This window comes from Comamonas resistens (genome assembly GCF_030064165.1).
Taxonomy (GTDB): domain Bacteria; phylum Pseudomonadota; class Gammaproteobacteria; order Burkholderiales; family Burkholderiaceae_C; genus Comamonas; species Comamonas resistens.
Genome location: NZ_CP125947.1, coordinates 2357600 through 2380240, shown reverse-complemented (window position 1 = coordinate 2380240; position 22641 = coordinate 2357600). Strand labels below are relative to the sequence as shown.

General features: G+C 64.9%; 22 protein-coding genes. 7 read left to right on the top strand and 15 right to left on the bottom strand.

The annotated features are described in order from the left end of the window. Positions 1-131: 131 nt before the first annotated feature. Positions 132-692 (top strand): hypothetical protein, encoded by a 561-nt coding sequence (locus QMY55_RS11125; protein ID WP_283488647.1) that lies wholly within the window; start codon positions 132-134, stop codon positions 690-692. A gap of 80 nt (positions 693-772) precedes the next feature. Here QMY55_RS11125 and QMY55_RS11120 read toward each other — a convergent pair whose 3' ends face one another. The 3 genes from QMY55_RS11120 to QMY55_RS11110 are packed head-to-tail and all read right to left on the bottom strand — an operon-like array spanning position 773 to position 4254. Next, on the bottom strand, positions 773-1933 hold the full coding sequence (locus QMY55_RS11120) for a sigma-54-dependent transcriptional regulator (protein WP_283488646.1): 1161 nt from the start codon (positions 1931-1933) through the stop codon (positions 773-775). Then, positions 1930-3789, bottom strand: coding sequence for an ATP-binding protein (locus QMY55_RS11115; RefSeq protein WP_283488645.1), 1860 nt, complete (start codon positions 3787-3789; stop codon positions 1930-1932). Before QMY55_RS11115 ends, QMY55_RS11120 begins: the two co-directional genes overlap by 4 nt. 42 nt (positions 3790-3831) lie before the next feature. Next, positions 3832-4254, bottom strand: coding sequence for an acyl-CoA thioesterase (locus QMY55_RS11110; RefSeq protein WP_283488644.1), 423 nt, complete (start codon positions 4252-4254; stop codon positions 3832-3834). A gap of 262 nt (positions 4255-4516) precedes the next feature. On the opposite strand from QMY55_RS11110, the gene QMY55_RS11105 reads away from it, so the two are divergent. The 4 genes from QMY55_RS11105 (at position 4517) to QMY55_RS11090 (ending at position 9649) form a co-directional block, all read left to right on the top strand. Next, positions 4517-6220 carry an electron transfer flavoprotein-ubiquinone oxidoreductase gene (locus QMY55_RS11105; protein WP_283488643.1) on the top strand — a complete coding sequence of 568 codons (1704 nt, stop codon included), beginning with the start codon at positions 4517-4519 and terminating at the stop codon, positions 6218-6220. A gap of 644 nt (positions 6221-6864) precedes the next feature. Continuing rightward, positions 6865-7833, top strand: a complete 969-nt coding sequence (locus tag QMY55_RS11100) for an ABC transporter substrate-binding protein (RefSeq protein WP_283488642.1) — start codon at positions 6865-6867, stop codon at positions 7831-7833. A 115-nt stretch (positions 7834-7948) separates the two neighbouring features. Then, the gene (locus QMY55_RS11095) at positions 7949-8833 is read left to right on the top strand and encodes an ABC transporter permease (protein WP_283488641.1); all 885 of its coding nucleotides are present in this window, start codon (positions 7949-7951) and stop codon (positions 8831-8833) included. Positions 8834-8854: 21 nt separating this feature from the next. Next, entirely contained in the window at positions 8855-9649 is a 795-nt protein-coding gene (locus QMY55_RS11090; protein WP_283488640.1) for an ABC transporter ATP-binding protein, read from the top strand. A gap of 151 nt (positions 9650-9800) precedes the next feature. Here QMY55_RS11090 and QMY55_RS11085 read toward each other — a convergent pair whose 3' ends face one another. Both QMY55_RS11085 and QMY55_RS11080 read right to left on the bottom strand, forming a co-directional pair. Next, positions 9801-10712: a tyrosine-protein phosphatase gene (locus tag QMY55_RS11085; protein WP_283488639.1), complete on the bottom strand. Its 912-nt coding sequence runs from the start codon at positions 10710-10712 to the stop codon at positions 9801-9803. A gap of 163 nt (positions 10713-10875) precedes the next feature. Continuing rightward, entirely contained in the window at positions 10876-12834 is a 1959-nt protein-coding gene (locus QMY55_RS11080) for a sigma-54-dependent Fis family transcriptional regulator (protein ID WP_283488638.1), read from the bottom strand. A gap of 193 nt (positions 12835-13027) precedes the next feature. Here QMY55_RS11080 and QMY55_RS11075 point away from each other — a divergent pair, with 193 nt between their 5' ends. Continuing rightward, the gene (locus QMY55_RS11075) at positions 13028-14047 is read left to right on the top strand and encodes an NAD(+)/NADH kinase (RefSeq protein WP_283488637.1); all 1020 of its coding nucleotides are present in this window, start codon (positions 13028-13030) and stop codon (positions 14045-14047) included. On the opposite strand, the gene QMY55_RS11070 is transcribed toward QMY55_RS11075, so the two are convergent. Then, a complete protein-coding gene (locus QMY55_RS11070; RefSeq protein ID WP_283488933.1) occupies positions 13989-14753 on the bottom strand; it encodes an alpha/beta fold hydrolase in 765 nt (254 codons plus the stop codon). The two genes, QMY55_RS11075 and QMY55_RS11070, sit on opposite strands and share 59 nt — an antisense overlap. Here QMY55_RS11070 and QMY55_RS11065 point away from each other — a divergent pair. Then, positions 14682-14852: a hypothetical protein gene (locus QMY55_RS11065; RefSeq protein WP_283489066.1), complete on the top strand. Its 171-nt coding sequence runs from the start codon at positions 14682-14684 to the stop codon at positions 14850-14852. The genes QMY55_RS11070 and QMY55_RS11065 overlap by 72 nt on opposite strands. A 22-nt stretch (positions 14853-14874) precedes the next feature. Here QMY55_RS11065 and QMY55_RS11060 read toward each other — a convergent pair whose 3' ends face one another. From QMY55_RS11060 to QMY55_RS11020, 9 genes are all read right to left on the bottom strand, one after another. Further along, positions 14875-16455: a GMC family oxidoreductase gene (locus QMY55_RS11060; RefSeq protein WP_283488636.1), complete on the bottom strand. Its 1581-nt coding sequence runs from the start codon at positions 16453-16455 to the stop codon at positions 14875-14877. Between the two features lie 31 nt (positions 16456-16486). Next, entirely contained in the window at positions 16487-17068 is a 582-nt protein-coding gene (locus tag QMY55_RS11055) for a gluconate 2-dehydrogenase subunit 3 family protein (protein ID WP_283488635.1), read from the bottom strand. Between the two features lie 86 nt (positions 17069-17154). Then, a complete protein-coding gene (locus tag QMY55_RS11050) occupies positions 17155-17868 on the bottom strand; it encodes a lipoate--protein ligase family protein (RefSeq protein WP_283488634.1) in 714 nt (237 codons plus the stop codon). 8 nt (positions 17869-17876) lie between these two features. Further along, the gene (locus QMY55_RS11045) at positions 17877-18599 is read right to left on the bottom strand and encodes a dihydrolipoamide acetyltransferase family protein (protein WP_283488633.1); all 723 of its coding nucleotides are present in this window, start codon (positions 18597-18599) and stop codon (positions 17877-17879) included. Then, positions 18596-18841: a lipoyl domain-containing protein gene (locus QMY55_RS11040; RefSeq protein WP_283488632.1), complete on the bottom strand. Its 246-nt coding sequence runs from the start codon at positions 18839-18841 to the stop codon at positions 18596-18598. The genes QMY55_RS11045 and QMY55_RS11040 overlap by 4 nt, the downstream gene beginning before the upstream one ends. Beyond that, a complete protein-coding gene (locus QMY55_RS11035; RefSeq protein WP_283488631.1) occupies positions 18838-19875 on the bottom strand; it encodes an alpha-ketoacid dehydrogenase subunit beta in 1038 nt (345 codons plus the stop codon). The genes QMY55_RS11040 and QMY55_RS11035 overlap by 4 nt, the downstream gene beginning before the upstream one ends. Before the next feature lie 26 nt (positions 19876-19901). Continuing rightward, positions 19902-20909: a thiamine pyrophosphate-dependent dehydrogenase E1 component subunit alpha gene (locus QMY55_RS11030; protein WP_283488630.1), complete on the bottom strand. Its 1008-nt coding sequence runs from the start codon at positions 20907-20909 to the stop codon at positions 19902-19904. Between the two features lie 299 nt (positions 20910-21208). Next, positions 21209-21544, bottom strand: coding sequence for a MoaF-related domain-containing protein (locus QMY55_RS11025; protein WP_283488629.1), 336 nt, complete (start codon positions 21542-21544; stop codon positions 21209-21211). Positions 21545-21612: 68 nt separating this feature from the next. Further along, on the bottom strand, positions 21613-22638 hold the full coding sequence (locus QMY55_RS11020; protein WP_283488628.1) for an aldo/keto reductase: 1026 nt from the start codon (positions 22636-22638) through the stop codon (positions 21613-21615). Positions 22639-22641: the final 3 nt, after the last annotated feature.

The following is a 22641-nucleotide window of genomic DNA, read 5'->3' as shown; positions in this document are numbered from 1 at the left end:
ACGCAAATGCAGCCTCCCGTTTGAGGCGGGAAGCCAGGTACCTTCGAGCAGCAGCTTCAAGAAGGAGATAAGCGGCGAATTCTAACCAGACCGCCCGCAGACTCCAAGCACAGCGTTGCTAAGATGCTGCAATGCAACACACCCCCATCCCTGCCGCGCTGCAGGCTCTGTATGACGCGGCCGTGGCCGCCGGCCCGCAGTTCGATCTCTCGCCCGAGGCCGTGTTTGACTACAGCGGCCTGATCCTGGAGATTCCGCCGGTGCGTGACTGGATTGACTGGTGTACGCCGCGCAATGTGATGACTTTCGCCACCACGGGTGGCGACAGCGTGCATTACAGCTACCTCGTCGATGAGCGCTTGCCCGAGGGTGTGTGCCCCATCGTCATGACCCTGCCTTGCGCGTCCTCACTCAATATGGTGATTGCCGAGAGCTTTCAGGAGTTCTTTGACTATGGCTACCACGTGGGCTGGTTCAGTCTGGAGCAGCTTCACTACGACGAGGAAGAAGGCGAGCCATATTTTTGCCAGCCCAGCCCCACGTTCAGCGAAATCGGCAGCCAGCAACTGCCGCTGCTGCGCAGGGCGCTCAACATGAAGCCCGTGCCGCCCACACTTGCGCGCTTTGCCGAGCTGCAGGACAAGTATTTCGCGCTGCTCGATACTCCACCCGCACCGGACTTCGAGGCTTGAAGACTATTCTTTAGAGAGCATTCAGCGCTTGCCAGTATTGGGGAAATGGCATTTTCTACACATGCCTCAGGCCGCCATATTCAGTCCTGCGGCGCGGCTTCATTGCTCAGGCTGATCTCCAGGCCTTGAGTCAGACCATCTGCCATTTTCCGCAACTCCCGGACATTGCCGGGCCAGTCATGGGCCAGCAACACCTGCATGCGCTCAAGCGTAAGCTCCGGCGCAGGCCGCTGAAGGCTGTGTGCAGCCTGCCTGGCAAAGTGTTGAAACAGCGGAGCGATATCCTCCCTGCGCTCACGCAGCGGTGGCAGGTTCACGGTGACCAGACTGAGACGGTAATACAGCTCCGGACGGAACAGCCCCTGACGGCTCAGCGCCAGCAGATCGGCATGGCTTGTAGCAATCACGCGGCAATCGACCACGGCCACATCGCTGCTGCCAGGCCTCACCAGCACGCGCTCCCGCAGCACATGCAGCAGCTGGTCCTGCATGGGCTGCGGCATTTCTTCGATATCGGCGATCAACAAGGTGCCGCCATGGGCTTGCATGATTCGCTCCAGGCACTGATCGATGAGACCGCCGAAATCGCGGCCAATGCCCCAGCATTCGCCGCCAAGCTGCATCAGCTCGCTGCAGTCCAGCACCACAAAATTGCCGGACCCGCGCGGGCTAGCGTCATGCAGATAGCGCGCCACCAGCGTTTTTCCAGAGCCCACCTCCCCTTGCACCAGGACATCGGCTTCGCTGCCTGCCAAACTTTGCAAGGTGCGCCGCAGCAGCTTGATGGCGGGCGACTGACCCAGCAAAGGCCAGTCCTGTGCAGCCGCCGTCTGCCTGTTTTCCTCCCGGATGCGGGCCTCCATGACATGACGGCGGCGCTCCAGCGCACGGCGGGCGGCCTGGATCAGTCGTTCGGGGGCAAAAGGCTTTTCGAGAAAGTCCGCAGCACCATCCTTCATGGCCTGCACAGCCATTGAAATATCGCCGTGACCGGTGATCAGAATCACGGGCAGCTCTGCATCCATGACGCGTATATCGGCCAGCAGCTCCAGACCGCTTTTGCGAGGCAGGCGGATATCGCTGATCACCACACCCGCAAATTCAGCGGAAAGATGCTTGAGCGCCAGCTCGGCACTGCTGATGCAGCCGCACTCGAAGCCTTCGAGCTGCAGCGCCTGCTCGCATGCCATGGCGACATCGGCATCATCTTCAACGATCAGAACATGGAGGGCTGAGTTCATAGGGGAATGCGGACATCGGCGACCTGCAGAGTATCCACCATGGGCAGCAAAAGCTGAAAGACGGCGCCGCCCTTGGGATGGTTGCTGGCCTGAAGACTGCCTCCGCTGGCGCGCACGATGTCCGCTGAAAGAGACAGGCCCAGGCCCAGGCCCTCGCTTTTGGTCGTGAAAAAAGGCTCGAACAGACGCTTGCGGGCATCTTCGCTCAATCCCGGCCCATGATCACGCACGATGATCCGGGCCCATTGCCCCGAAGCCTGGCAGTCTATTTCCAGCCTGGGCTGGCTCAGGCCCTGCATGGCATCCAGCGCATTGGCCATCAGGTTCACCAGCACCTGTTGCACCCGGTTGGCATCGCACCAGACCTGCAGATCCGGCGGGGTCAATGCACTGACCACCACCGCAGCGCTGCGCGCGATGCGTACCTCCAGCACATCCTGCGCACCGTCGAGCAGGCTGGCAACCAGCACAGCCCGTGCATCACCTGCCGATTTACGGGCAAAGTTGCGCAACTGACCCGTCATGAATCCCATGCGCTCGGTCAGCTCCACCATGCGTTGCAGATTGCGCTGCGCCACATCGGTCTGACCACGCTCCAGAAAGCGCTGGCTGTTGCTTGCCAGGGTGCGCAATGCCGTCAAAGGCTGGTTGAGCTCATGCGCCATCTCCGTGGACAGCTGACCGAGGACGGCCATCTTGCCCGCCTGTACCAGTTCATCCTGGGCTGCGCGTAGCGTCTGCTCGGTCTGTATGCGCTCCGCCACCTCCTGCTGCAATGCCGTGTTGGCGGTCAGCAAATCGGCCGTACGCTGCTGTACCTTGATTTCCAGCCCCTGACGAGCCTGCTCCAGAGCCTGCTGGTGGCGGCGGCGTTGCACCGCGATCTGCAGCGTCAGCAATGCCAGCGCCGTCATCACAGCAGCCAGCCAGGCACGGCTGCGGGCCAGCTGCAAGGTACGTGACAGCGGCGACAGCACGGTGATCTGCCAGGGTGTACCCGCCAATGGCCGTGACTGAACCAGAAACAGGTCACCCGCCTGGGACTTGCCCTGGGGGTCGGCCGCCTGCGGAGGCAAACGCAGCAACTGAAAGCCCTCAGGCCCCTGCTGCCAATGCCAGTCCAGTGGTTTTAGCACCCGGCCGTTGTACTGCAGCGAAACTTCCAGCGCCCCGCGCCGCGCTTCATCCAGCGGCTGCAATGTGGCAAAGCGCCAGGCTTCCACATTGCTGAGAATGACGACCTGGTTTTCGTCGCTCACCAGCACCGGGGACTCCGCATGGCTCCAGAACTGCTCCAGCTGCGCAAGCCCGACCTTGACCACGGCGATGCCCTGCTGCGCCCCCTCTCCCCAGAGCGATGTCAGGTAGTAGCCGGGCTCTCCCCGGATGGTGCCGATACCGAAATAGCGCCCTTTCCCCTGCTTCAGGGCCTGCTGCACATAGGGACGAAAGCTCAGATCCTCGCCCACAAAGCTGTCGGGTTGCTGCCAGTTGCTGGCGGCCAGCACATGCCCTTTGCGATTGAGCACATAGGCGTTGAGCGTGCCGATCTGGCTATTGAGCGTTTCCAGATATTGATTGGCCTTGCGCTGCAGTGCACGGTTCTGAGGAGTGCGCAAAAGCTGCTGCACCTCGGGCTGCAATGCCACCAATGCAGGCACAAAGGCGAAACGATCCGCCTCGCTGAGCAAGCTGGCGGCATACCGCTCCAACCGGCTGTCGCCCGCATCCCGCGCATCGCCGAGCCCCCATTTCACAAAGCCCTGATAGGCCAGCAGGCCTCCCAGCACGCTGACAGCCAACCACAGCGCGATCAGCAGGTAAGAGTTCAGCGGACGAGAGGGCAGCAAACGCATGGTGCGCACCATGGTAGCAGTGAGTTGCCTCGGCTTGCGCACCTACTGCATGACATGATCTCGCAACCAGTTCGGCAGCTCGGTCGCCTTCTGACGCGGGAAATCGACCCAGATTACCGTGGCGCCTCCTGCGGCACAGATCACCTCCGGTGCCGATACCCGGGCCATCGTGGTCCAGCTCTCGAAGGTGGTGCGAGCCGCATCGCTGACATACATCTTGAGCAGCACCTCGTCCGGATAGCTGAGCTGCTGATAGAAATTGCAGAACGCGTTGACGATGACCGGCCCTGTTCCACCAGGGTCCGGGTTGATTCCACTAGCCGTCATCCAGTCAATGCGCGCGGACTCCATATAGCGAAAGTACTGAGTGTTGTTGACATGCCCCATGGCATCCATGTCTCCCCAACGCACCACGAACCGTGTCTCATAGACCAGCTTTTTCCGCTCGGGAATTTCAATTTTCATAGCAACATATCTCCTTGTCTATTGGCCTGCATGAATTCCACATACTCAGCCCGCTCTAGTTGTTTTGAGGGATGGCACCCCTCTTGGGGCCCACTAGCCTAGGGACTTTGCCGCAATTGCAAGTCGCGGGCTGTCGCCTTTTCTGCACGATCGTGCGAATTGCACAGCATAGAATTGCCCGCATTGCGGTATTTGCAACGCATCAGCAACAAGACCGCACAGGCCAGCTTTCCCAATTCATTATTCAAGCGAGACTATCCCGATGACAAACGAAGAAATCCTGGCCCAATACGGCCCGCGCGAAGCCATGGAATACGACGTGGTGGTGGTGGGCGGCGGCCCCGGCGGCCTGGCCACGGCCATCCGCCTCAAGCAGCTGGCCGCAGAAAAAGGACAGGATGTTTCCGTTGTCGTGCTGGAAAAAGGCTCCGAGCCTGGCGCTCATACGCTGTCCGGCGCCATCATGGACCCGCGCGCCCTGACCGAGCTGATCCCCGACTGGAAGGAAAAAGGCGCGCCACTGAACCAGCCCGTGACCGAAGACGCCATGGTCTTCCTGGGCGAGAAAAGCTCGCTGCGCACGCCCAACTGGCTGCTGCCCAAGTGCTTCCACAACGAAGGCAATTACATCGTTCGCCTGGGATTTTTCACCAAGTGGCTGGCCGAGCAGGCCGAAGCCCTGGGCGTGGAAATCTTCCCCGGCTTTGCCGCTGCCGAAGTGCTCTACAACGAAGACGGCTCCGTCAAGGGCGTGGCCACCGGCAATATGGGCGTGGGCAAGGATGGCGAGCCCACCGGTGACTTCCAGCTGGGTATGGAACTGCACGCCAAGTACACGGTATTTGCCGAGGGCGCGCGCGGCCACCTGGGCAAGCAGGTGATTGCCAAGTATTCGCTGGATGCCAACCGCGATCCTCAGACCTACGGCATCGGCATCAAGGAACTGTGGGAAATCGACCCTGCCCGCCACAAGCCCGGCATGGTGGTGCACACCGCCGGCTGGCCCATGAAGAGCGACACCTACGGTGGTGCCTTCCTCTACCACCTCGAAGACAATCTGGTCACGCTGGGCTTCATCACCGGCCTCGATTACTCCAACCCCTATCTGTCTCCGTTCGAGGAGATGCAGCGCTGGAAGACCCACCCCAATATCCGCTGGTATCTGGAAGGCGACGAAGCCCAGGGCATCAAGCCTGCCAAGCGCATCAGCTACGGCGCGCGTGCCATCACGGCGGGCGGTATCTCCAGCCTGCCGCGCTTTGTCTTCCCCGGCGGCGTGCTCGTGGGCTGTGAAGCGGGCTTCCTCAACGTCAGCCGCATCAAGGGCAGCCACGCCGCCATCAAGACCGGCATGCTGGCAGCCGAAGCCGCTTATGCCGCCCTGGCGGCCGGACGTCAGCATGACGAACTGAACACTTACACCCACGCCTTCGAAAACAGCTGGCTCTACGACGAACTGTGGAAGGCCCGCAACTTCAAGGCCTGGTTCAAGAAGGGCCTGACCACGGCCACCGTCATGAACGGCATCGAGCAGTTCGTGCTGCGCGGCAACATCCCCTGGACGCTGCACCGCAACAAACCCGACCATGCCTATCTCAAGCCCGCTGCCGAGTGCACGCCCATCGAATACCCCAAGCCCGATGGCAAGCTGACCTTTGACCGCCTCTCCAGCGTCTTCATCAGCAGCACCAACCATGCGGAAAACCAGCCTGTGCACCTGACCCTCAAGGATGCCAGCGTTCCCGTGGACATCAACCTGACCCGGTTCGCGGGCCCCGAGCAGCGCTACTGCCCTGCCGGCGTCTATGAGTTCGTGGACGATGAGGCTCATGCTGGCAAGCAGCGACTGCAGATCAACTCGCAAAACTGCGTGCACTGCAAGACCTGCGATATCAAGGACCCCATGCAGAATATCGTCTGGGTGGTGCCTGAAGGCGGTGGCGGCCCCAACTACTCGGGCATGTAATCTGCCTTAGCCGCCTCATTGAAAAGCCTGTGCCAGCTTGTGCGGCACAGGCTTTTTTCATCGCCGGACGGCCCTAGGATGAAAAGTCAACTCTCGAAGGGGCAACGATCCACACGCAGTGGGGGCCTGGGGTGCCACTTTTCATGTCCTGCGCCACGGCCGCTCCAGCCTCAAGCCCTTTCTCGATCTCGCGGCGCCCCTGGCCTGCACCCATTCCGTTGCTTATTGACCTCGCAATGATTGATGGGTGAAGGCCTGAAACCCGAGCCTCAGGACCCGGGAGCGACGAACAGAACTTTGAGAAGCGCGATACCCCTGGCGATCAAAAAACGGGCAGACAGGAAGGAATTCACCATTCCACCCCATCAACACGCAGGAAAAGTGCATTCAATACTCTGTAAGCATGTATTCGAGACGCAAAATTGCATGAAATTTCCATAAATTACTGCATGCTTTATTCATAAAAAACTTGGTTTGCGCAGCTTTCATGCCATTTTTTGGCAATTGCTATATAGGGATAAACCGGGTTATACGCAGCGACGAGACAAGCAGATCGGTGCAGTAGACTTTGCCGCAAGGCGCTGTGTATCCAAACGCAGTCGCCTTAATTCATCTGGAATAGATAACAAACGCTGGAGATACACATGAAGCATCAGTCTTGGGCCCGTCTGGGTGCAGTGGCCTTGGCAATTTCCGCCGTCACCGGCGCCTATGCGGCCGACACCAAATCGGTGGCCGTGACCGCCATCGTCGAGCATCCGGCACTTGATGCCGTGCGTGACGGTGTCAAGGATGCTCTGAAGGCTGCCGGCTACGAAGACGGCAAGAGCCTGAAGTGGCAGTACCAGAGCGCCCAGGGCAATACCGGCACCGCTGCCCAGATTGCCCGCAAGTTCGTGGGCGACAAGCCTGACGCCATCGTTGCCATCGCCACTCCCTCTGCCCAGGCCGTGATCGCCGCCACCAAGACGGTGCCCGTGGTGTTCTCTGCCGTGACCGACCCCGTGGCTGCCAAGCTGGTCGCCAGCTGGGAGCCTTCCAAGAACAATGTGACCGGTGTGTCCGATCTGCTGGCCCTGGACAAGCAGATGGATCTGGTCAAGCAGGTCGTGCCCAATGCCAAGCGCGTGGGCATGGTCTACAACCCCGGTGAAGCCAACTCTGCCGTGGTCGTCAAGGAACTGCAGGCCCTGCTGCCCAAGATGGGCTGGACCCTGGTGACCGCCGCCGCGCCCCGCTCGGTGGACGTCTCCAGCGCCGCCCGTTCGCTGGTGGGCAAGGTGGACGTGATCTACACCAACACCGACAACAACGTGGTCTCGGCCTATGAGTCGCTGGTCAAGGTCGGCCAGGATGCCAAGATCCCCCTGGTCGCTTCTGACACCGACTCCGTCAAGCGCGGCGCCGTGGCCGCCTATGGCATCAACTACCGCGATCTGGGCGAGCAGACCGGTCGCATGGTCGTGCGCATCCTCAAGGGTGAAAAGCCCGGCGACATCAAGCCCGAAGTCAGCACCAAGATGGAGCTGTTCGTGAACCCCGGCGCCGCTGAAAAGCAAGGCGTGAAGCTGTCTGACGCCCTGGTCAAGGCTGCTGCCACCGTGGTCAAGTAACCCTGTCTGTGGCTAGTGCTGCAGCCCCGCCTGCAGCGCCAGCACAGCGGCAGGTGCCGTGGCAACATGGCCCTGCCGATTTTTTTAGACGTTTGCCGCGCCTGTCGCTCTCTCTATGTCTTTATTTTCCGTACTCGGTGCCATTGAAATTGGCCTGATCTTCAGCCTGGTGGCGCTGGGCGTCTTCATCTCTTTTCGCTTGCTGCGCTTTCCCGACCTCACGGTCGACGGCAGCTTTCCATTGGGGGGAGCCGTCTGCGCTGTTCTGATTTCCACGGGCACCAACCCCTGGCTGGCCACGCTGGCCGGCACAGCGGCTGGCGCCGTTGCCGGCCTCATCACCGGCTGGCTCAATGTGCGGCTGAAGATCATGGACCTGCTGGCCTCCATCCTGATGATGATCGGCCTGTACTCGGTCAATCTGCGCATCATGGGTGGCCCCAATGTGCCGCTGATCAATGACCCCACGCTGTTCACCATGCTGCAGCCCGACAGCGTTCCCGACTATGTGATGCGCCCCATCATCATGCTGGGCTTTGTCATCGTGGCCAAGCTGGCGCTGGACTGGTTCTTCGCCACCGAGCGCGGTCTGGCCATCCGCTCCACGGGCTCCAACGCCCGCATGGCCCGCGCCCAGGGCGTGAACACCGGCGCCATGATTTTGCTGGGCATGGCGATTTCCAACGGCCTGGTCGGCCTGGCCGGCGCACTGTTCGTGCAGACCCAGGGCGGCTCCGACATTTCCATGGGCATCGGCACCATCGTCATCGGCCTGGCTGCCGTGATCGTGGGCGAGACCATCCTGCCCTCGCGCCGGATCATCTGGGCCACGCTGGCCGTGGTGCTGGGCGCCGTGGTCTATCGCTTCTTCATTGCCGCGGCCCTGAATATCGATGCCATCGGACTCAAGGCACAGGACTTGAACCTGGTGACTGCCGTGCTGGTGACCATCGCCCTGGTGATTCCGCAAATCAAGAAAAAGCTCGGCAAGCGCAAATAAGAAAGAAATGCGGAGAACACCATGCTGAACGCACAAAACCTGGAACTGACCTTCAACCCCGGCACGCCCATCGAGACACGCGCGCTGCGCGGCCTCTCGCTGGCCATACCCGACGGTCAGTTCGTCACCGTCATCGGCTCCAACGGCGCCGGCAAATCCACCTTCCTCAACTGCGTCTCTGGCGACCAGAGCGTGGACAAGGGCAAGATCGAGATCGCTGGCACCGACATGACACGCATGCCCGTCTGGGAGCGCTCCAAGCAGGTCGCCCGCGTGTTCCAGGACCCCATGGCAGGCACCTGCGAAGACCTGTCCATCGAGGAGAACATGGCGCTGGCGCACGAGCGCGGCAACTTCCGCGGCCTCTCGAAGGCCGTGAAGGCCTCCAACCGCGATCTGTACCGCGAACGTCTGGCCACGCTGGGCCTGGGCCTGGAAAACCGATTGACCGACCGCATCGGCCTGCTCTCTGGCGGCCAGCGCCAGGCCGTGAGCCTGCTGATGGCAGCGCTGCAGCCCTCGCGCATCCTGCTGCTGGACGAGCACACCGCCGCCCTGGACCCGCGCACCGCAGACTTTGTGCTGCAGCTGACGGCCCGCATCGTCGATGAAGCCAAGCTGACCACCATGATGGTCACGCACAGCATGCGCCAGGCGCTGGACGTGGGCACACGTACCGTGATGCTGCATCAGGGCCAGGTGGTACTGGACGTCAGCGGCGAAGAGCGCGCCAAGATGGACGTGCCCGACCTGCTGCATATGTTCGAGAAGGTGCGCGGCGAAAAGCTGGCCGACGATGCACTGCTGCTGAGCTGAAACCCGGCCCGATCCCTACAAAAGGTCCGCCGCTGGCGGACTTTCTTTTTTGATAGCTGCCAGCGCTTGGCAGTTGTATATATTTGATGGATTCATATCTGAAATCCAGATATATCAAGCGCTGGCAGCTCCTCAATCGAGAGCAGCCGCCTCAGCCCAGCAGCTTGCCGCGCAGCTGTGCGAGCTCATCCGCACTCAGGCCCAGCCCCTCGGTCAGGTAACGCTCCATCGAGCCGAAGCCACGCTCCGCCTCGTCGAACTCCGCCTCCAGGTAGCTGCGCTGCACGCCCAGCAGGGGCCAGTAGAGATCGGCCGCATCCTTGCCGTTGTGCGCCATCATCTGCTGGTAGGTGGCCTGCATCCAGGCCTCGGTGTAGGTGTTGGTGAGCAGGTAGTCCTTCAGAATGGTTTCGCGTGGTACGCCGGCAATGGTGTGCAGCAGCGCCGTCACCCAGCCCGTGCGGTCCTTGCCGGCGGTGCAGTGAAACAGTTGCGCATCGGCCGTGGAGGCCATGGTCCTGAGCAACTGCGCCATGCGAGCGCGCATGCCGGCGTCGCGTACCATCACGCGGCCCATCTCCTCCATCGCGGTCTCGGCCTCCTTGGGCGTATGAATGGGCGAAAACACCGGGTCGGCCGTGCCGAAGATGTTCATATACACATAGCGGATCCCCGGCGGCAAGCGGTCCGGGTCCTTGGCCGCCTCGTTCGTGGTGCGCAGATCGTAGGCCGTGCTAATACCCAGGTTGCCCAGCGTCACTGCATCGGCCGCATTGGGCACTACCGCATTGGAGCGATAGAACACACCGCGTTTCAGTGGCTGCCCGGCAGCGTTGCGGTAGACCGATGCATCGTCCACCCCGGCCACGTCGCGGAAGTTGAGCATGGACGACAACCTGGGCGTGGCCGCTTTCGGCTCCATGCCATCGCCGCCACCGCAGGCGGCCAACAGCCCGCCAGCACCCGTGGATACCAGTCCCAGCAGCCCCAGGCGCAAGACCCTGCGCCTGTCCATGTTGCCATCGATCTCCGCGAATGAAACCACTCCTGTCACACCCTTCATGCCTGCTCCTTTATGAGTAAAGGCCATGTATCCACCCTCCGTGGATCATTGGCAGGCGCAGGCTATCAGCGATGGTTGACTTTACTTACTGGCTGTACACCTTAGTCCGATTGGTCTAGGTACAAGCCTAGGTGCCGGAGCTGGCACCGATGGAAGAGCTTGCTCAATCACCCAGCCGGTTGGGGCTGACGATCTCCCATCTCTGCATATGCCGATACACCGTGGCCCGGCTCAGCCCCAGGCTGCGCGCGGCCTCGGTCACATTCCAGTGATGCGTCTTCAGCGCCTGCAGCAAAGCCGTGCGCTCGTCATGCACCTGCGCCACCATGACCTCTTGCATGCTGCCCAGGGACAGCATGCGCTCGGGCGGCAGCACAGGCGGCTGGCCGCCGTGGACTTCTGCCGGCAGATGTTCGGGAGCAATGGCTTCGCCCCCGCTGAGCGCCATGGCCGTGCGCAGCACGTTCTTGAGCTGCCGGATATTGCCAGGCCAGTCATGGCGCAGCAGCAGGTCGCGCGCGGCCGCGGTGATGGCCACGGCACGGCTGTAGAGCTGCCGACCGTCCTCGCGCAGCAGGCTGTCAATCAGCGCGTTCTTGTCGGCGCGGTCGCGCAGCGCCGGCAGCTCCAGCGTCACGCTGTTGAGGCGGTAGTACAGGTCGAGCCGGAACTGGCCCTGGGCCACCATCTCGCGCAGGTCGCGGTGCGTGGCGCAGATCAGTTGCACATCGACGGCGATGGGCTTCTCCGAGCCCAGCGGGGTGACTTCGCGCTCGGCCAGCACGCGCAGCAGCCGCGTCTGCATGGCCTGCGGCATATCGCCGATCTCGTCGAGGAACAACGTGCCGCCATGGGCCTGGGCGATCTTGCCGCGCGCGCCCTTGGAGCGGGCGCCGGTGAAGGCCCCTTCGCGGTAGCCGAACAGCTCGCTCTCGATCAGGGTCTCGGGAATCGCCGCGCAGTTCACGGCCACGAAGGGCTGGGCACGGCGTGCGCTGGCCTCGTGCATGGCTTTCGCAAAAGCCTCCTTGCCCGAACCCGATTCGCCATGCAGCAGGATGGCCAAGCCCTTGTCAAGCACACGCAGAGCCTGCTGGGCATTGGTCTGCATCTGCGGGTCCAGCCCGGCAATGACCTGCAGCGCATCGGCACCGGCCTCGGGCGGAACCTCGCGCCGCGCGGCCGCCGAAGGTGCCGCTGGCGCCGACGGCCTGCGCCGCGGCGGCCGCACCAATGCAAAGCACTGCGTTCCCGTGGCCAGATGGCGCGTGGTCAGCGGATAGCCGCCCTGGTGTGCGGCCTGCATCACCTGCTCGAACCGCAGGTCGAACACCTCCTCGATGCAATGGCCCAGGGCGGGCAGCAGCGCACCCTGCTCGCGCAGCGACTGGCTGATGGCCACGATGCGCCCGGCCTCGTCGAGCGCGACCATGCCGTCGGCCGAGACTTCGAGAAAATCGCGCCGTCGCGCGAGCCGGAGCACAGAGTGGTGTTCGAACTCATGCAGGAAATTCGCATCCTCGGCCATGCGCGCCGCGGACCGCACCATCTGCAGCACCAGATGCTGGCTGCGCTTGTCGTCGGGCGACTCGATGGCCGAGGCATCGAGCACGGCCAGCATGCGTCCGTCGGTCCCGAAAATCGGTACGGCGCTGCAGGTCAGCTTCTTGTTCGGAGCGCGGAAATGCTCCTCGTGATGCACGGTGATGGCCCGCTGCTCCAGATTGGCCAGCGCCACCGCGCAAGTGCCCTCCTTCTCTTCAGTCCAGCAACTGCCCAGCCACAGGCCGGCGCGGCGCCAGTCCTGATCGAACAAGGGGTTGTTGATGAAGTCCACCGCCACGCCATGGGTGTCGGTCAGCAGCACCACATAGCCGGCCTCACGGATCTGGCCGAACAACACCTCCATGCCGCTGCGCGCGATGCGCATGAAGCGCTCCATGGGCTCGCGATGGTTCTTGAGAGCGCTGGTGGTCAGCACGCGCGGCGGCTCGCCGCGCCCGGGATCGAGGCGATACAACTCGAACGAGCGCTGGCGCGAGCGCTCAATCATCGAGAAATCCGTCCCCGGGCCTGCCGGCCCGCCTGCCTCTGCGGGCATGTTCGATGCCATCCACTGCATTGTCGTCTCCTGTCGCCGCACTCTTTCAGATGTCGAGCGGGTCGCGCTTGCCATGGGATGGAGGCTGCCGCCTCACACCGGCCATGATAATCGCCTGCTTCGCCGCCGGCATGCGTGAAGCTGGCATTGTTCTTGCATTGAGAAGCAGGCCTGGGTTCCACCCTTCACCATCCCACACAACGGCCCGCATACGATGAATCCGACTCCAGCCGCCTGCCTCGGCATCATTGCCAACCCCTCCTCGGGCCGCGACCTGCGGCGGCTGTTCTCCTGGGGCAGCACCTTTTCCATAGCCGAGAAGATCAATGCCGTGCTGCGGCTGCTGTCCTCGGCCGGTGCGCTGGGCATCCAGGAGGCCTGGCTGATGCCCGACACCTCGGGCCTGGCGCGCGAAGTGCAAACGCGCGCGCAGCAGGCACGCCTGCGCCAGCCCAGCATGCCCGAAGTGCGGCTGCTGGAAATGGCCTTGACCGACAGCGCCCGGGACAGCACGCTCGCCGCCGCGCTGATGGCCGAACGCGGCATGAGCGCCATCGCCGTGCTGGGTGGCGACGGCACGCACCGGGCCGTGGCCCGGGGCTGCGGCGAGGTGCCGCTGGCCACGCTCTCGACCGGCACGAACAACGCCTTTCCCGAGCGCTTCGATGCCACGCTGGCCGGCATGGCGGCGGCGCTGGTAGCGACGGGCCGCGTGTGCGAGGACGTGGGCGTGCGGCGCAACAAACGGCTGCTGGTGCGCGGCCCGGGGCTGGAGGACATGGCGCTGGTCGATGTCGCCGTCTCGCGGCAGGACGCCACGGGCGCCGGCGCGGTGGACTGCGCCCAGGACCTGCAGGAGCTGTTCGTGAGCTTCTGCGAGCCCGGTGTGATCGGGCTGGCATCCATCGCCGCGCTGCTGGAGCCCACCGGCCGCGACTGCACCCATGGCCTGCACCTGCGCATGGCGCCCGGCGCGCCTTGCTCCGTGCACGCCTCGCTGATGCCGGGCATGGTGGCCGAGGTGGGCGTGGGCAGCCTGGCCCGCCTGCAGCCCGGCGCGCCGGTGGCCATCGCGGCCACCCGGGGAACCTTGGCGCTCGATGGCGAGCGCAGCATCGAGATCGCCGCCCATGCGCCGCTGACGGTGACGCTGGACGGCAAAGGCCCGCGCACCGTCATGGTCGAAGCGGTGCTGCGGCATGCCGCGGTGGCCAACCGGCTGCACCTGGGCTGAGGCACGTTGGCAACTCGGCGGCGGCCGGCGCTGCCATCCACTCGCCCAACAACTGCACCAGCGCGGTGGGTTGGTCGGCATGCAGCCAGTGGCCGGCGTCCGGCAGCTCCACGATGCGCGAGTGTGGAAACAGCCGCTGGATCGTATCTTCGTGGCGCGGCAGCACATAGTCCGAGGCCCCGCCGCGCACGAACAGCGCGTCGATGGCGCTCGGCGCGCGCTGCAGCCCGGCAGGGAAACCCAGCAGCTGCGGCATGGAGCCGCCTATGCCCAGCCAGTGGATGCGCCAGGCCAGACGCCCGTCCCGCCAGACCAGGTTTTGCAGCAGCATGGCCCGCAGCCGGGCCGAAGGCACGAAGCGCTCGAGCTGCCGGTCGGCCTCTTCCCGCGAACGGGCGGCGCCCAGGTCCAGCCGCAGCGCGGCGCAGACCAGGGCCGAGAAATGGTCATGGTAGCGGGCCGGGGCGATGTCGAGCACGGCCAGCGCCTCGGTGCGCCCGGGGTACCGCAGCGCAAAGGCCATGGCCACCTTGCCGCCCATGCTGTGGCCGGCGATGCGGGCCCGTGCAATGCCCTGGGCGTCGAGCAGTTCGCGCAGGTCCTCGGCCATGCTTTCGTAGTCCATGGCGTCGGCATGCGGCGACAGGCCGTGGTTGCGCAGGTCCACCGCCAGCACGCGCGTACGGGCCGACAGCGGCGCCGCGATGTGGTGCCACTGCGCGGCGCTGCCGAACAGGCCGTGCAGCAGCACCAGCGGCGCCCCGGTTCCGGCCGCATGGCCGGCGCCGGGGTAGTTACGGCATGACAGCTCCATGCCCGGCCTCCGCTTACAGCTCCCGCCGCTGCATGGCCCCGGCGATGTACTCGGCCTGCCGGATCGCCAGCGCCACGATGGTCAGCGTGGGGTTGGCCGCCGAGCTGGAGGTGAACTGGCTGCCGTCCGAGATGAAGAGATTCTTCACATCGTGCGCCTGGCCCCACTTGTTGACCACGCCGTCGCTGGCCTTGGCGCTCATGCGGTTGGTGCCCATGTTGTGGCTGGCCGGATAGGCCGGCATGTCGATCACCCGCGTGGCGCCCACGGCTTCGGACAGCTTGCGCCATTGCACCAGGCCGTGGGCGGTGATCCTGTCGTCGTTGGCGTGGTAGGTCTTGGTCACGATGGGCACGGGCAGGCCGTACTGGTCCTTTTCCGTGGGGTGCAGCATGATGGAGTTCTGCTCGCGCGCCAGGTCCTCGCCGCAGACCCAGACGCAGCTCATATGGTCGTACATCTCCATGGCCGAGGTGAAGTCGCGGCCCCAGCCGCCGGGCTTCATGAACGCCGCCGTGTACGGCAGGTGGATGGCCAGCCCCTCGAGGTAGTAGCCGCCGACAAAGCCGCGCCTGGTGTCCAGAGGCACCTCGTCGGCCACCACGGCCGCGATGTCGAAACCGCGGTACATGTAGACCGGCTTCTTGTGGATGGCCACGGCCGCGGCCGTGGCGTGGTTCATGTAGTTCCTGCCCACCTGGCCCGAGGAGTTGGCCAGGCCGTTGGTGAACATGCTGGAGGCCGAATTCAACAGCAGCCGCGGCGACTCGATGGAGTTGCCCGCCACGCAGACCACGCGCGCCTTCTGCAGCTGCTTGCGGCCCTTGCCGTCCACGTAGAGCACGCCGTTGGCGCGGCCCTGCTTGTCGTGCTGGATCTGCAGCACCATGGACTCGGGCCGCAGCTCGACCTTGCCCGTGGCCTGGGCGCGCGGCACCTCGGTGTAGAGGGTGGACCACTTGGCGCCGATCTTGCAGCCCTGCATGCAAAAGCCGATCTGCTGGCAGGCGGGCCGCCCGTCATAGACCTGGCTGTTCGATGCGGCCGGACGCACGATGTTCTTGTAACCCACCTTGCGGGCACCGGCATCGATCACCTTGTAGTGGTTGTTCGGCGGCATGGGCGGCAGGCCGCTGGCCTTGGTGCCGGCCACGCCCATCTTCTTCTCCGCCAGCTCGTAGTACGGCGACAGCTCGGCCAGCGTGATCGGCCAGTCAAGCACGTTGGCCCCGTCGATAGCACCGTAGGTGGTCCTGGTGTGGAAGTCATGCTCCTGGAAACGCAGGGCCACGCCGGACCAGTGCACCGTGGAGCCGCCCACGCCCTTGACGATCCAGGCCGGCAGGTTCGGATAGGTCTGTGTGTGGTGCCAGCCGCCGGCCGAGACGCGCTTGTCCAGCCACGAGATCTTGTTGAACATCGCCCATTCGTCGTTCTCGAAGTCGGCCTGCGTGTAGTGCTTGCCCGCCTCCAGAACCACGCACTTGACGCCGCGCTGCGCCAGTTCGTTGGCCAGTGTGCCTCCGCCCGCGCCCGAGCCCACGATCACGACGACGCTGTCGTCGTTGAGAGAGAACTTTGCCTGATCGGTCATGATGCTTGTCTCCTTGTCGTTGTGCCGGCGCTCAGAGCCAGTCGATGTCATCGAAGCCGCGGTTCACATAGCCGCCCTTTTCCCAGGACGAACCCTCGTAGCCGAACAGCGGCCACAGCTTCTTGTTGTTGTAGAGGCCGGTGACCAGGTCGCCCTGCACCTTCTTGAAGAACGGCATGGCCTCGATGTCCTTGAGCAGGGCCACGCGCTCGTCCTCGGTCTTCACCTCGGCATAAGGCACGCCGTAGCGCTGTGTGGCACGCTGGTCCAGGTCCTTGATGCCCTCGGTCAGCAGCTTTTTCACGCCCTTGTCCTTCACGGACGCCGCGTCGTACGGCGCCACGGCCTCGACGTAGAAGCTCTCGGCCAGCTTGTCGTGCGGGTAGATATCGCGCGCCATGCGCACCAGGGTCTTGCCGGTCGCCGCACCCAGGTGGCGAAAGCTCTGCCGGGCCGCCACATCCTTGGCGGCCGCGAGGCTGGCTGCGGGAATGACCGCGATGCCGATGGCTCCCAGGCCGCCGCCGCGCAGAAAGCTGCGCCTCTGCAGCGTGGGCCGCTTGTCCAGCACGCGCATGGTGCCGGGGACTGAATCGTCTTTCGGGTGGTTCATCGTCGTCTCCTTCGTGTTGTGATTGCTGTCTCGATGGAATCAATGCGGGTTGGCCGCCGGCCGCGGCCAGGGTTTGAAGTTCATGTTCAGGGGGGACAGGCCTGCGGCTCCAGGGTCGCGGCCAGCACCTGTTCCAGCCGCGAGGCACAGGCATGGGCATCGAAATGCGCAATGGCTTCCCCGGCGCCGATGGTGGTGGCGGCCAGGACCTGGGCATCGGCCGCCGCGCAGCCCAGGGCCTCGCACATCAGTTGCCAGGGCGATGGCTGCAGCAGCACGCCACCAACCAGCAGCACGCCGTGGGCGCGGCGCACCTGGGCCAGGCCGGCGATCTTGCGGACGCCGGCCAGCACCTCCCAGGGCGACAGGCCGCCAAAGCAGGCCCAGGCCACCGCCGTGCGCCGCTCGGCCGGCATGGCGCGCAGCACCTCGGGCGCCAGGGCCTGGGCGTCCACGCCGCCCTGCTGCAGCGCCTGGGCCATGGCCTCGCCCAGCCAGCGGTAGCTGGCGACCAGGCCCTGGCAGGCCAGCGGGTGGTCCGGCGGCAGCGCCACCGACAGGCCCAGCATCCACGGCCCGGTCAGCACCGCGCCGCCGCCGGACTGGCGCAGCAGCACCGGCACGGAACCATCCGCCTGCGCCAGCAGCCTGCGCTGCGAGCAGCCGAGCACGATGGCCGGCTCCCGGTAGCGCCAGAGGCGAAATCCGGGCACCGCCACCGGCTGGGCAAGCTGCTGCTCGTTCCACAGCTGCTCGCGCACGGCCTCGGGCGGTGTCAACGATGGGAGGGATGCAGTCATGGCGGGCCTTACAGCGAATCGGGGGCTTCGAGGTGGGCCTTGACGGCCTGCAGGAACTGCGCGGCCGGGTAACCGTCGATGGCCCGGTGGTCGAACACCAGGGTCAGCGTCGTCATCGCGGCGATGCCCAGCTTTCCGTCCCGCACCACGGCGCGTTCGCGCACGCTGCTCACGCCCAGGATCCCCACCTGCGGCGCGTTCAGCACCGGGGTGAACCAGTCGATGCCGGTCATGCCCAGGTTGGTGACCGTGAAGGTCGCGCCCTGGTAGGCTTTGGGCGACAGCTGGCCGGCGCGGGCGCCGGCCGCCAGCTCGCGCGTTTCCTGCGCGAGCTGCGCCACTGGCTTGGTCTCGGCATCGCGGATCACCGGCACCATCAGCCCCTCGTCCAGCGCCACGGCCAGGCCCAGGTTCACGGCGCCCTGGCACTCGATGACGTTGTCCTTGAGCAACGCGTTCATGCGCGGGTGCCCGGCCAGCGCCAGCGCGGTGGCGCGCAGCACACAGGCGGTGATGGTGGGCTTGGCCCCGCCCTCCGCCATCGGGTGCGCCCGCAGCCAGGCCTGGCAGGCCGAGACATCGACATCCACGCCCATGGCCACGCGCGGCGCCTGCCAGCCCACGGCCATGTTGCGCGCGATGGCGCCGCGCAGGCCCTTGAGCGGGATGCCCGAAGCGCTGGCGTTGGCAACGCCGGCTTCAGCAGCAACAGTGGCGGCGGCGGTGCTCATGCCAGCGTGCCCAAGCTTTGGCCGGGCTTGAAGGTGCCTTCGGCCGGCACGAGGATGGACTCGACCACGCCATCGGCGGGCGCCAGCACCTCGTGGCTGGACTTGACCACGACCACGCTGGCCAGCGGCTGGCCGGCCTTGACGCTGTCGCCCACCTGCACCAGCCAGTCCTCGACCAGGGCCTCGGTGCCGGGCTCCACGTCCTGCCAGGCGTCTTGCGGAAGAATGATGTCGGTGCTCATGCGAGGGCTCCTTCGAGTTGCGGTGCGGCGACGAGCTGCTGCGCGGCGGCAACGATGGCGTCGACCTGGGGAATGACGAACTGCTCCAGCGGGCGGCTGAAGGGAATGGGCACGTCGGGCACGGCCAGGCGCCGCACGGGGGCCTTGAGGCGCACGCTGTCGAGGTTCTCGGCCACCAGCGCGGCGATCTCGCCCGACAGGCCGAAGCTCAGGTAGTCCTCGTCGGCCACCAGCAGGCGGCCGGTCTTGCGCACCGACCTGAGCACCGCCTCGCGGTCCAGCGGCACGATGGTGCGCAGGTCGATCACCTCGGCGTCTATGCCTGCATCGGCGAGCTTTTGCGCGGCCAGCACGGTCTTCTGCACCATCTGGCTCAGCGTGACGATGGTCACGTCGGCGCCCTCGCGCACGACCTTGGCCTGGCCGAAGGGGATGGTGTATTGCTCCTCGGGCACTTCGTTGGTGCTGCCCTCGAAGTACGACATCCACGGCAGGCCCATGATGCCCTTGTGGAACAGGAACACCACCGGGTTGTCGTCGCGGATGGCCTGGGTCATCAGGCCCTTGGCGTCATAGGCGTTGGACGGCACCACCACCTTCATGCCCGGCATGTGGGCAAAGGTGCCGTACAGGCACTGCGAGTGCTGGGCCGCGTCGTTGTAGCCGCCGCCTATGCCCGCCATCAGCACCATAGGCATCTTGATGTTGCCGCCGGCCATGTAGATGTTCTTGGCCATGTGGTTGTAGATCATGTCCATGCACACGCCGAAGAAGTCGACGAACATGATCTCGGCGATGGGGCGCATGCCCTCGGCCGCCGCGCCGATGGCGGTGCCGATGAAGGCGGTTTCCGAGATCGGCGTGTCCATGATGCGGTCCTTGCCGTGCTTGGCCAGCAGGCCGCCGGTGGCGCCGAAGATGCCGCCGTACTTGCCGATGTCCTCGCCCATCACGAAGACATTGGGATCGCGCTCGATTTCCTGGCCGATGGCCTCCGACACGGCCTGGGCCATGGTCAATTTGCGGGTTGTCATGCTGGGTCTCCGAAGTTCGTGGGGCGTTAGCAGAAGACGTGCAGCAGCGCGTCCTCGGGCTTGGGGTACGGGCTGCTGCGGCCGTACTCGTAGGCCTCGGTGATGCGCGCGTTGACACGCTGGCGCAGCGCCTGGTCGGCCGCGTCGTCGAGCAGGCCGGCGCGGCGCAGATGCTCGGCCAGGCGCGGGATCGGGTCGTTCTTGCGCAGCTCGGCTGCTTCGCCCTTGGGACGGTAGGTCTCGGGGTCGCCCTGGAAGTGGCCCAGGTAGCGGTCGGTCTTGACCTCGATCAGCGTCGGCCCCTCGCCGCGGCGCGCGCGCGCTATGGCCACGCCGGCGGCCTCGTAGACCGCGAGCGCATCGTTCTGGTCCACCAGCACGCCGGGCATGCCGTAGGCGGCGGCGCGGTCGGCATTCCAGGCCACCGAGGTGGACTCGCTCTTTTCCACCGAGATCGCGTACTTGTTGTCCTCGCAGACAAAGAGCACCGGCAGCTTCCACAGCGCGGCCAGGTTCATCGACTCGTGGAAGGCGCCCTGGTTGGTAGCTCCCTCGCCGAAGAAGGCCACGGCCACCCAGTCCTTGCCGCGCTTCTTGGCGGCCAGCGCCGCGCCGCAGGCCGGCGGCATGCTGGCGCCGATGATGCCGCTGCAGCTGAACTTGTGCGCCGGATCGAACAGGTGCATGTGCCCGCCCTTGCCGCGCCCCAGCCCGGTGTCCTTGCCGAACATCTCGGCCGTCATCGGATTGAGCGGCACGCCCTTGGCGATGGCGAAGTGGTGCGGGCGGTGCGAGCCGACCACGGTGTCGTCGTCATGCAGGTGGGCGCATACGCCCACCGCCACGGGCTCCTGCCCCGCGGCCAGGTGCATCTCGCCCGGCACGGGGCCGGAACCGATGTCGAAGGCCAGGCCTTTCTGGATATGCGGCGGCAGCTTGCCTTCCATGTAGACCCGGGCCATGGTCTCTTCGTATTCCCGGATCTCGATCATCTTCTCGTACATCCACAGCTTGCGCTCGGTGCTTGGATTCATGGTGATGTCTCCGTCTGTCGTTGGGTTGCGGCCCGCCGGTTGCACCGGCCGGGCCCTGCATGCACGCCATCGCGTCCACGCACCCTTCAGCGCAAGCGGTGTGCCAACCGCCGTGCCATCACCCACCAGTACGGGTAAATCCCAGGAAATTCCGGCATGCCAGCCCGGATTTCGGGATCGCCCTACCCTGGCAGCCGGCGAAACCGGGCTGTCTCACCCCGGGCGCCTGCGACAAATGCAACAGCCCGATGCGACAGGTGTCGCATCGGGCTGTGGTAGGTGTGACAGTTGTCTCAGGGCTAGAGACGGGCCAGCTCCGTCAGCGGCCCCTGCATGCGGTGAAAGCTCAGGTCGGCAGCCGTGAAGAACGCCTGCGAGCGGCCCCGGATGAAGTCGTCGATATGCACGACCGTGGCACCGCCTGCCTCCTGCCACGAGATTGCATAGACGCCCTCGCCGACCTGCTGCCACTGGCAGTGCGCCTCGCCGCTGGCTCCGGCATAAGGGCCGGAGACGATGGCGTAGCGGATCGTCGTGCCGTCTTCCGAATAGATGTTGTGTGCCGAGAGGCCGTCGTAGTCGACGCGAAAGCTGCGGCCGGCAAACGGCGGCTGGTGAACGTTCGTGGAACTCATGATCGATCGCAGGAGAGAGAGATGGGCAGCACCACCTGTCCTTTTCAGGACAGGTGGTGCTTCGTGGCTTAAACAGGCAAGGGCGCGTCGGCAGATACCAGGCCCTGCTCGCGCAGCGCGCTCCAGAACCCTGCAGGAATCGGAGCCTTGGCCAGCGCCAGGTTCTCGGCAATGCGTTCGGGCCGGCTGGCGCCAGGAATGGCGGCGATCACAGCCGGGTGGGCCAGGGAGAACTGCAGCGCCGCCGCGCGGATATCCACCCGGTGCTCGGCACACAGCTCGCGCAGCCGCTCGACGCGAGCCAGGACTTCCGGCGTGGCCTCCTGGTACTCGTAGTGCGCGCCCCCGGCCAGGACACCGGAGTTGTATGGGCCACCGACCACGATGCCCACGCCACGCTCCAGGCTGGCCGGCATCAGCTTGCGCAGTGCATCGGCGTGGTCAAGCAGCGTGTAGCGGCCCGCCAGCAGAAAGCCGTCGGGATCGGACTGCTCCAGCGCCATCTCGCAGGGCTCGACGCGGTTCACGCCCAGGCCCCAGCCCTTGATCACGCCCTGCTCGCGCAGGCGGGTCAAGGCCTTGGCTGCGCCGTCCATGGCCACCTGGAAAACCTCCTTCCAGCGGTCGCCGTGGAAATCGACGGCCGGGTCGTGGATGAAGACATGGTCGATGCGGTCGGTCTTCAGGCGCTTGAGGCTGGCTTCAATGCCACGCATGGTGCCGTCGGCCGTGTAGTCGTAGACAATTTTGTTGGGGCGGCCAAACTCAAACAGCCCCCCTTTTTCGCCCAGGTCGCGGGTAGTGGTGTCTTCCAGCTCGTCCAGAACCAGGCGGCCCACCTTGGTGGTCAGCACGTATTCATTGCGAGGATGGTGCTGCAGCGCTTCGCCCAGTCTCATCTCTGCAAGGCCCGCACCGTACAGCGGTGCGGCATCGAAATAGCGTATGCCTTGCTGCCAGGCCGAATCGACTGTCTCCAGCGCCTCCTGCTCAGGAATGTTGCGGTACATATTGCCCAGTGGTGCCGTGCCAAAGCCGATGGCCGTGGGCGCGGAAATGCGCCTGGGGGCGGTGGTGGAAGTCATATTGCTCATGGT

Excerpts from the sequence above, each read along its gene's own strand:
- QMY55_RS11050 (WP_283488634.1), bottom strand. The coding sequence starts at position 17,868 with ATGACTGCATCCCTCCCATCGTTGACACCGCCCGAGGCCGTGCGCGAG.
- QMY55_RS11100 (WP_283488642.1), top strand. The coding sequence starts at position 6,865 with ATGAAGCATCAGTCTTGGGCCCGTCTGGGTGCAGTGGCCTTGGCAATT.
- QMY55_RS11040 (WP_283488632.1), bottom strand. The coding sequence starts at position 18,841 with ATGAGCACCGACATCATTCTTCCGCAAGACGCCTGGCAGGACGTGGAG.
- QMY55_RS11090 (WP_283488640.1), top strand. The coding sequence starts at position 8,855 with ATGCTGAACGCACAAAACCTGGAACTGACCTTCAACCCCGGCACGCCC.
- QMY55_RS11110 (WP_283488644.1), bottom strand. The coding sequence starts at position 4,254 with ATGAAAATTGAAATTCCCGAGCGGAAAAAGCTGGTCTATGAGACACGG.
- QMY55_RS11095 (WP_283488641.1), top strand. The coding sequence starts at position 7,949 with ATGTCTTTATTTTCCGTACTCGGTGCCATTGAAATTGGCCTGATCTTC.
- QMY55_RS11115 (WP_283488645.1), bottom strand. The coding sequence starts at position 3,789 with ATGCGTTTGCTGCCCTCTCGTCCGCTGAACTCTTACCTGCTGATCGCG.
- QMY55_RS11060 (WP_283488636.1), bottom strand. The coding sequence starts at position 16,455 with ATGACCGATCAGGCAAAGTTCTCTCTCAACGACGACAGCGTCGTCGTG.
- QMY55_RS11085 (WP_283488639.1), bottom strand. The coding sequence starts at position 10,712 with ATGAAGGGTGTGACAGGAGTGGTTTCATTCGCGGAGATCGATGGCAAC.
- QMY55_RS11030 (WP_283488630.1), bottom strand. The coding sequence starts at position 20,909 with ATGAATCCAAGCACCGAGCGCAAGCTGTGGATGTACGAGAAGATGATC.
- QMY55_RS11080 (WP_283488638.1), bottom strand. The coding sequence starts at position 12,834 with ATGCAGTGGATGGCATCGAACATGCCCGCAGAGGCAGGCGGGCCGGCA.
- QMY55_RS11020 (WP_283488628.1), bottom strand. The coding sequence starts at position 22,638 with ATGAGCAATATGACTTCCACCACCGCCCCCAGGCGCATTTCCGCGCCC.
- QMY55_RS11120 (WP_283488646.1), bottom strand. The coding sequence starts at position 1,933 with ATGAACTCAGCCCTCCATGTTCTGATCGTTGAAGATGATGCCGATGTC.
- QMY55_RS11125 (WP_283488647.1), top strand. The coding sequence starts at position 132 with ATGCAACACACCCCCATCCCTGCCGCGCTGCAGGCTCTGTATGACGCG.
- QMY55_RS11105 (WP_283488643.1), top strand. The coding sequence starts at position 4,517 with ATGACAAACGAAGAAATCCTGGCCCAATACGGCCCGCGCGAAGCCATG.
- QMY55_RS11055 (WP_283488635.1), bottom strand. The coding sequence starts at position 17,068 with ATGAACCACCCGAAAGACGATTCAGTCCCCGGCACCATGCGCGTGCTG.
- QMY55_RS11045 (WP_283488633.1), bottom strand. The coding sequence starts at position 18,599 with ATGAGCACCGCCGCCGCCACTGTTGCTGCTGAAGCCGGCGTTGCCAAC.
- QMY55_RS11065 (WP_283489066.1), top strand. The coding sequence starts at position 14,682 with ATGCGGCGACAGGCCGTGGTTGCGCAGGTCCACCGCCAGCACGCGCGT.
- QMY55_RS11075 (WP_283488637.1), top strand. The coding sequence starts at position 13,028 with ATGAATCCGACTCCAGCCGCCTGCCTCGGCATCATTGCCAACCCCTCC.
- QMY55_RS11025 (WP_283488629.1), bottom strand. The coding sequence starts at position 21,544 with ATGAGTTCCACGAACGTTCACCAGCCGCCGTTTGCCGGCCGCAGCTTT.
- QMY55_RS11035 (WP_283488631.1), bottom strand. The coding sequence starts at position 19,875 with ATGACAACCCGCAAATTGACCATGGCCCAGGCCGTGTCGGAGGCCATC.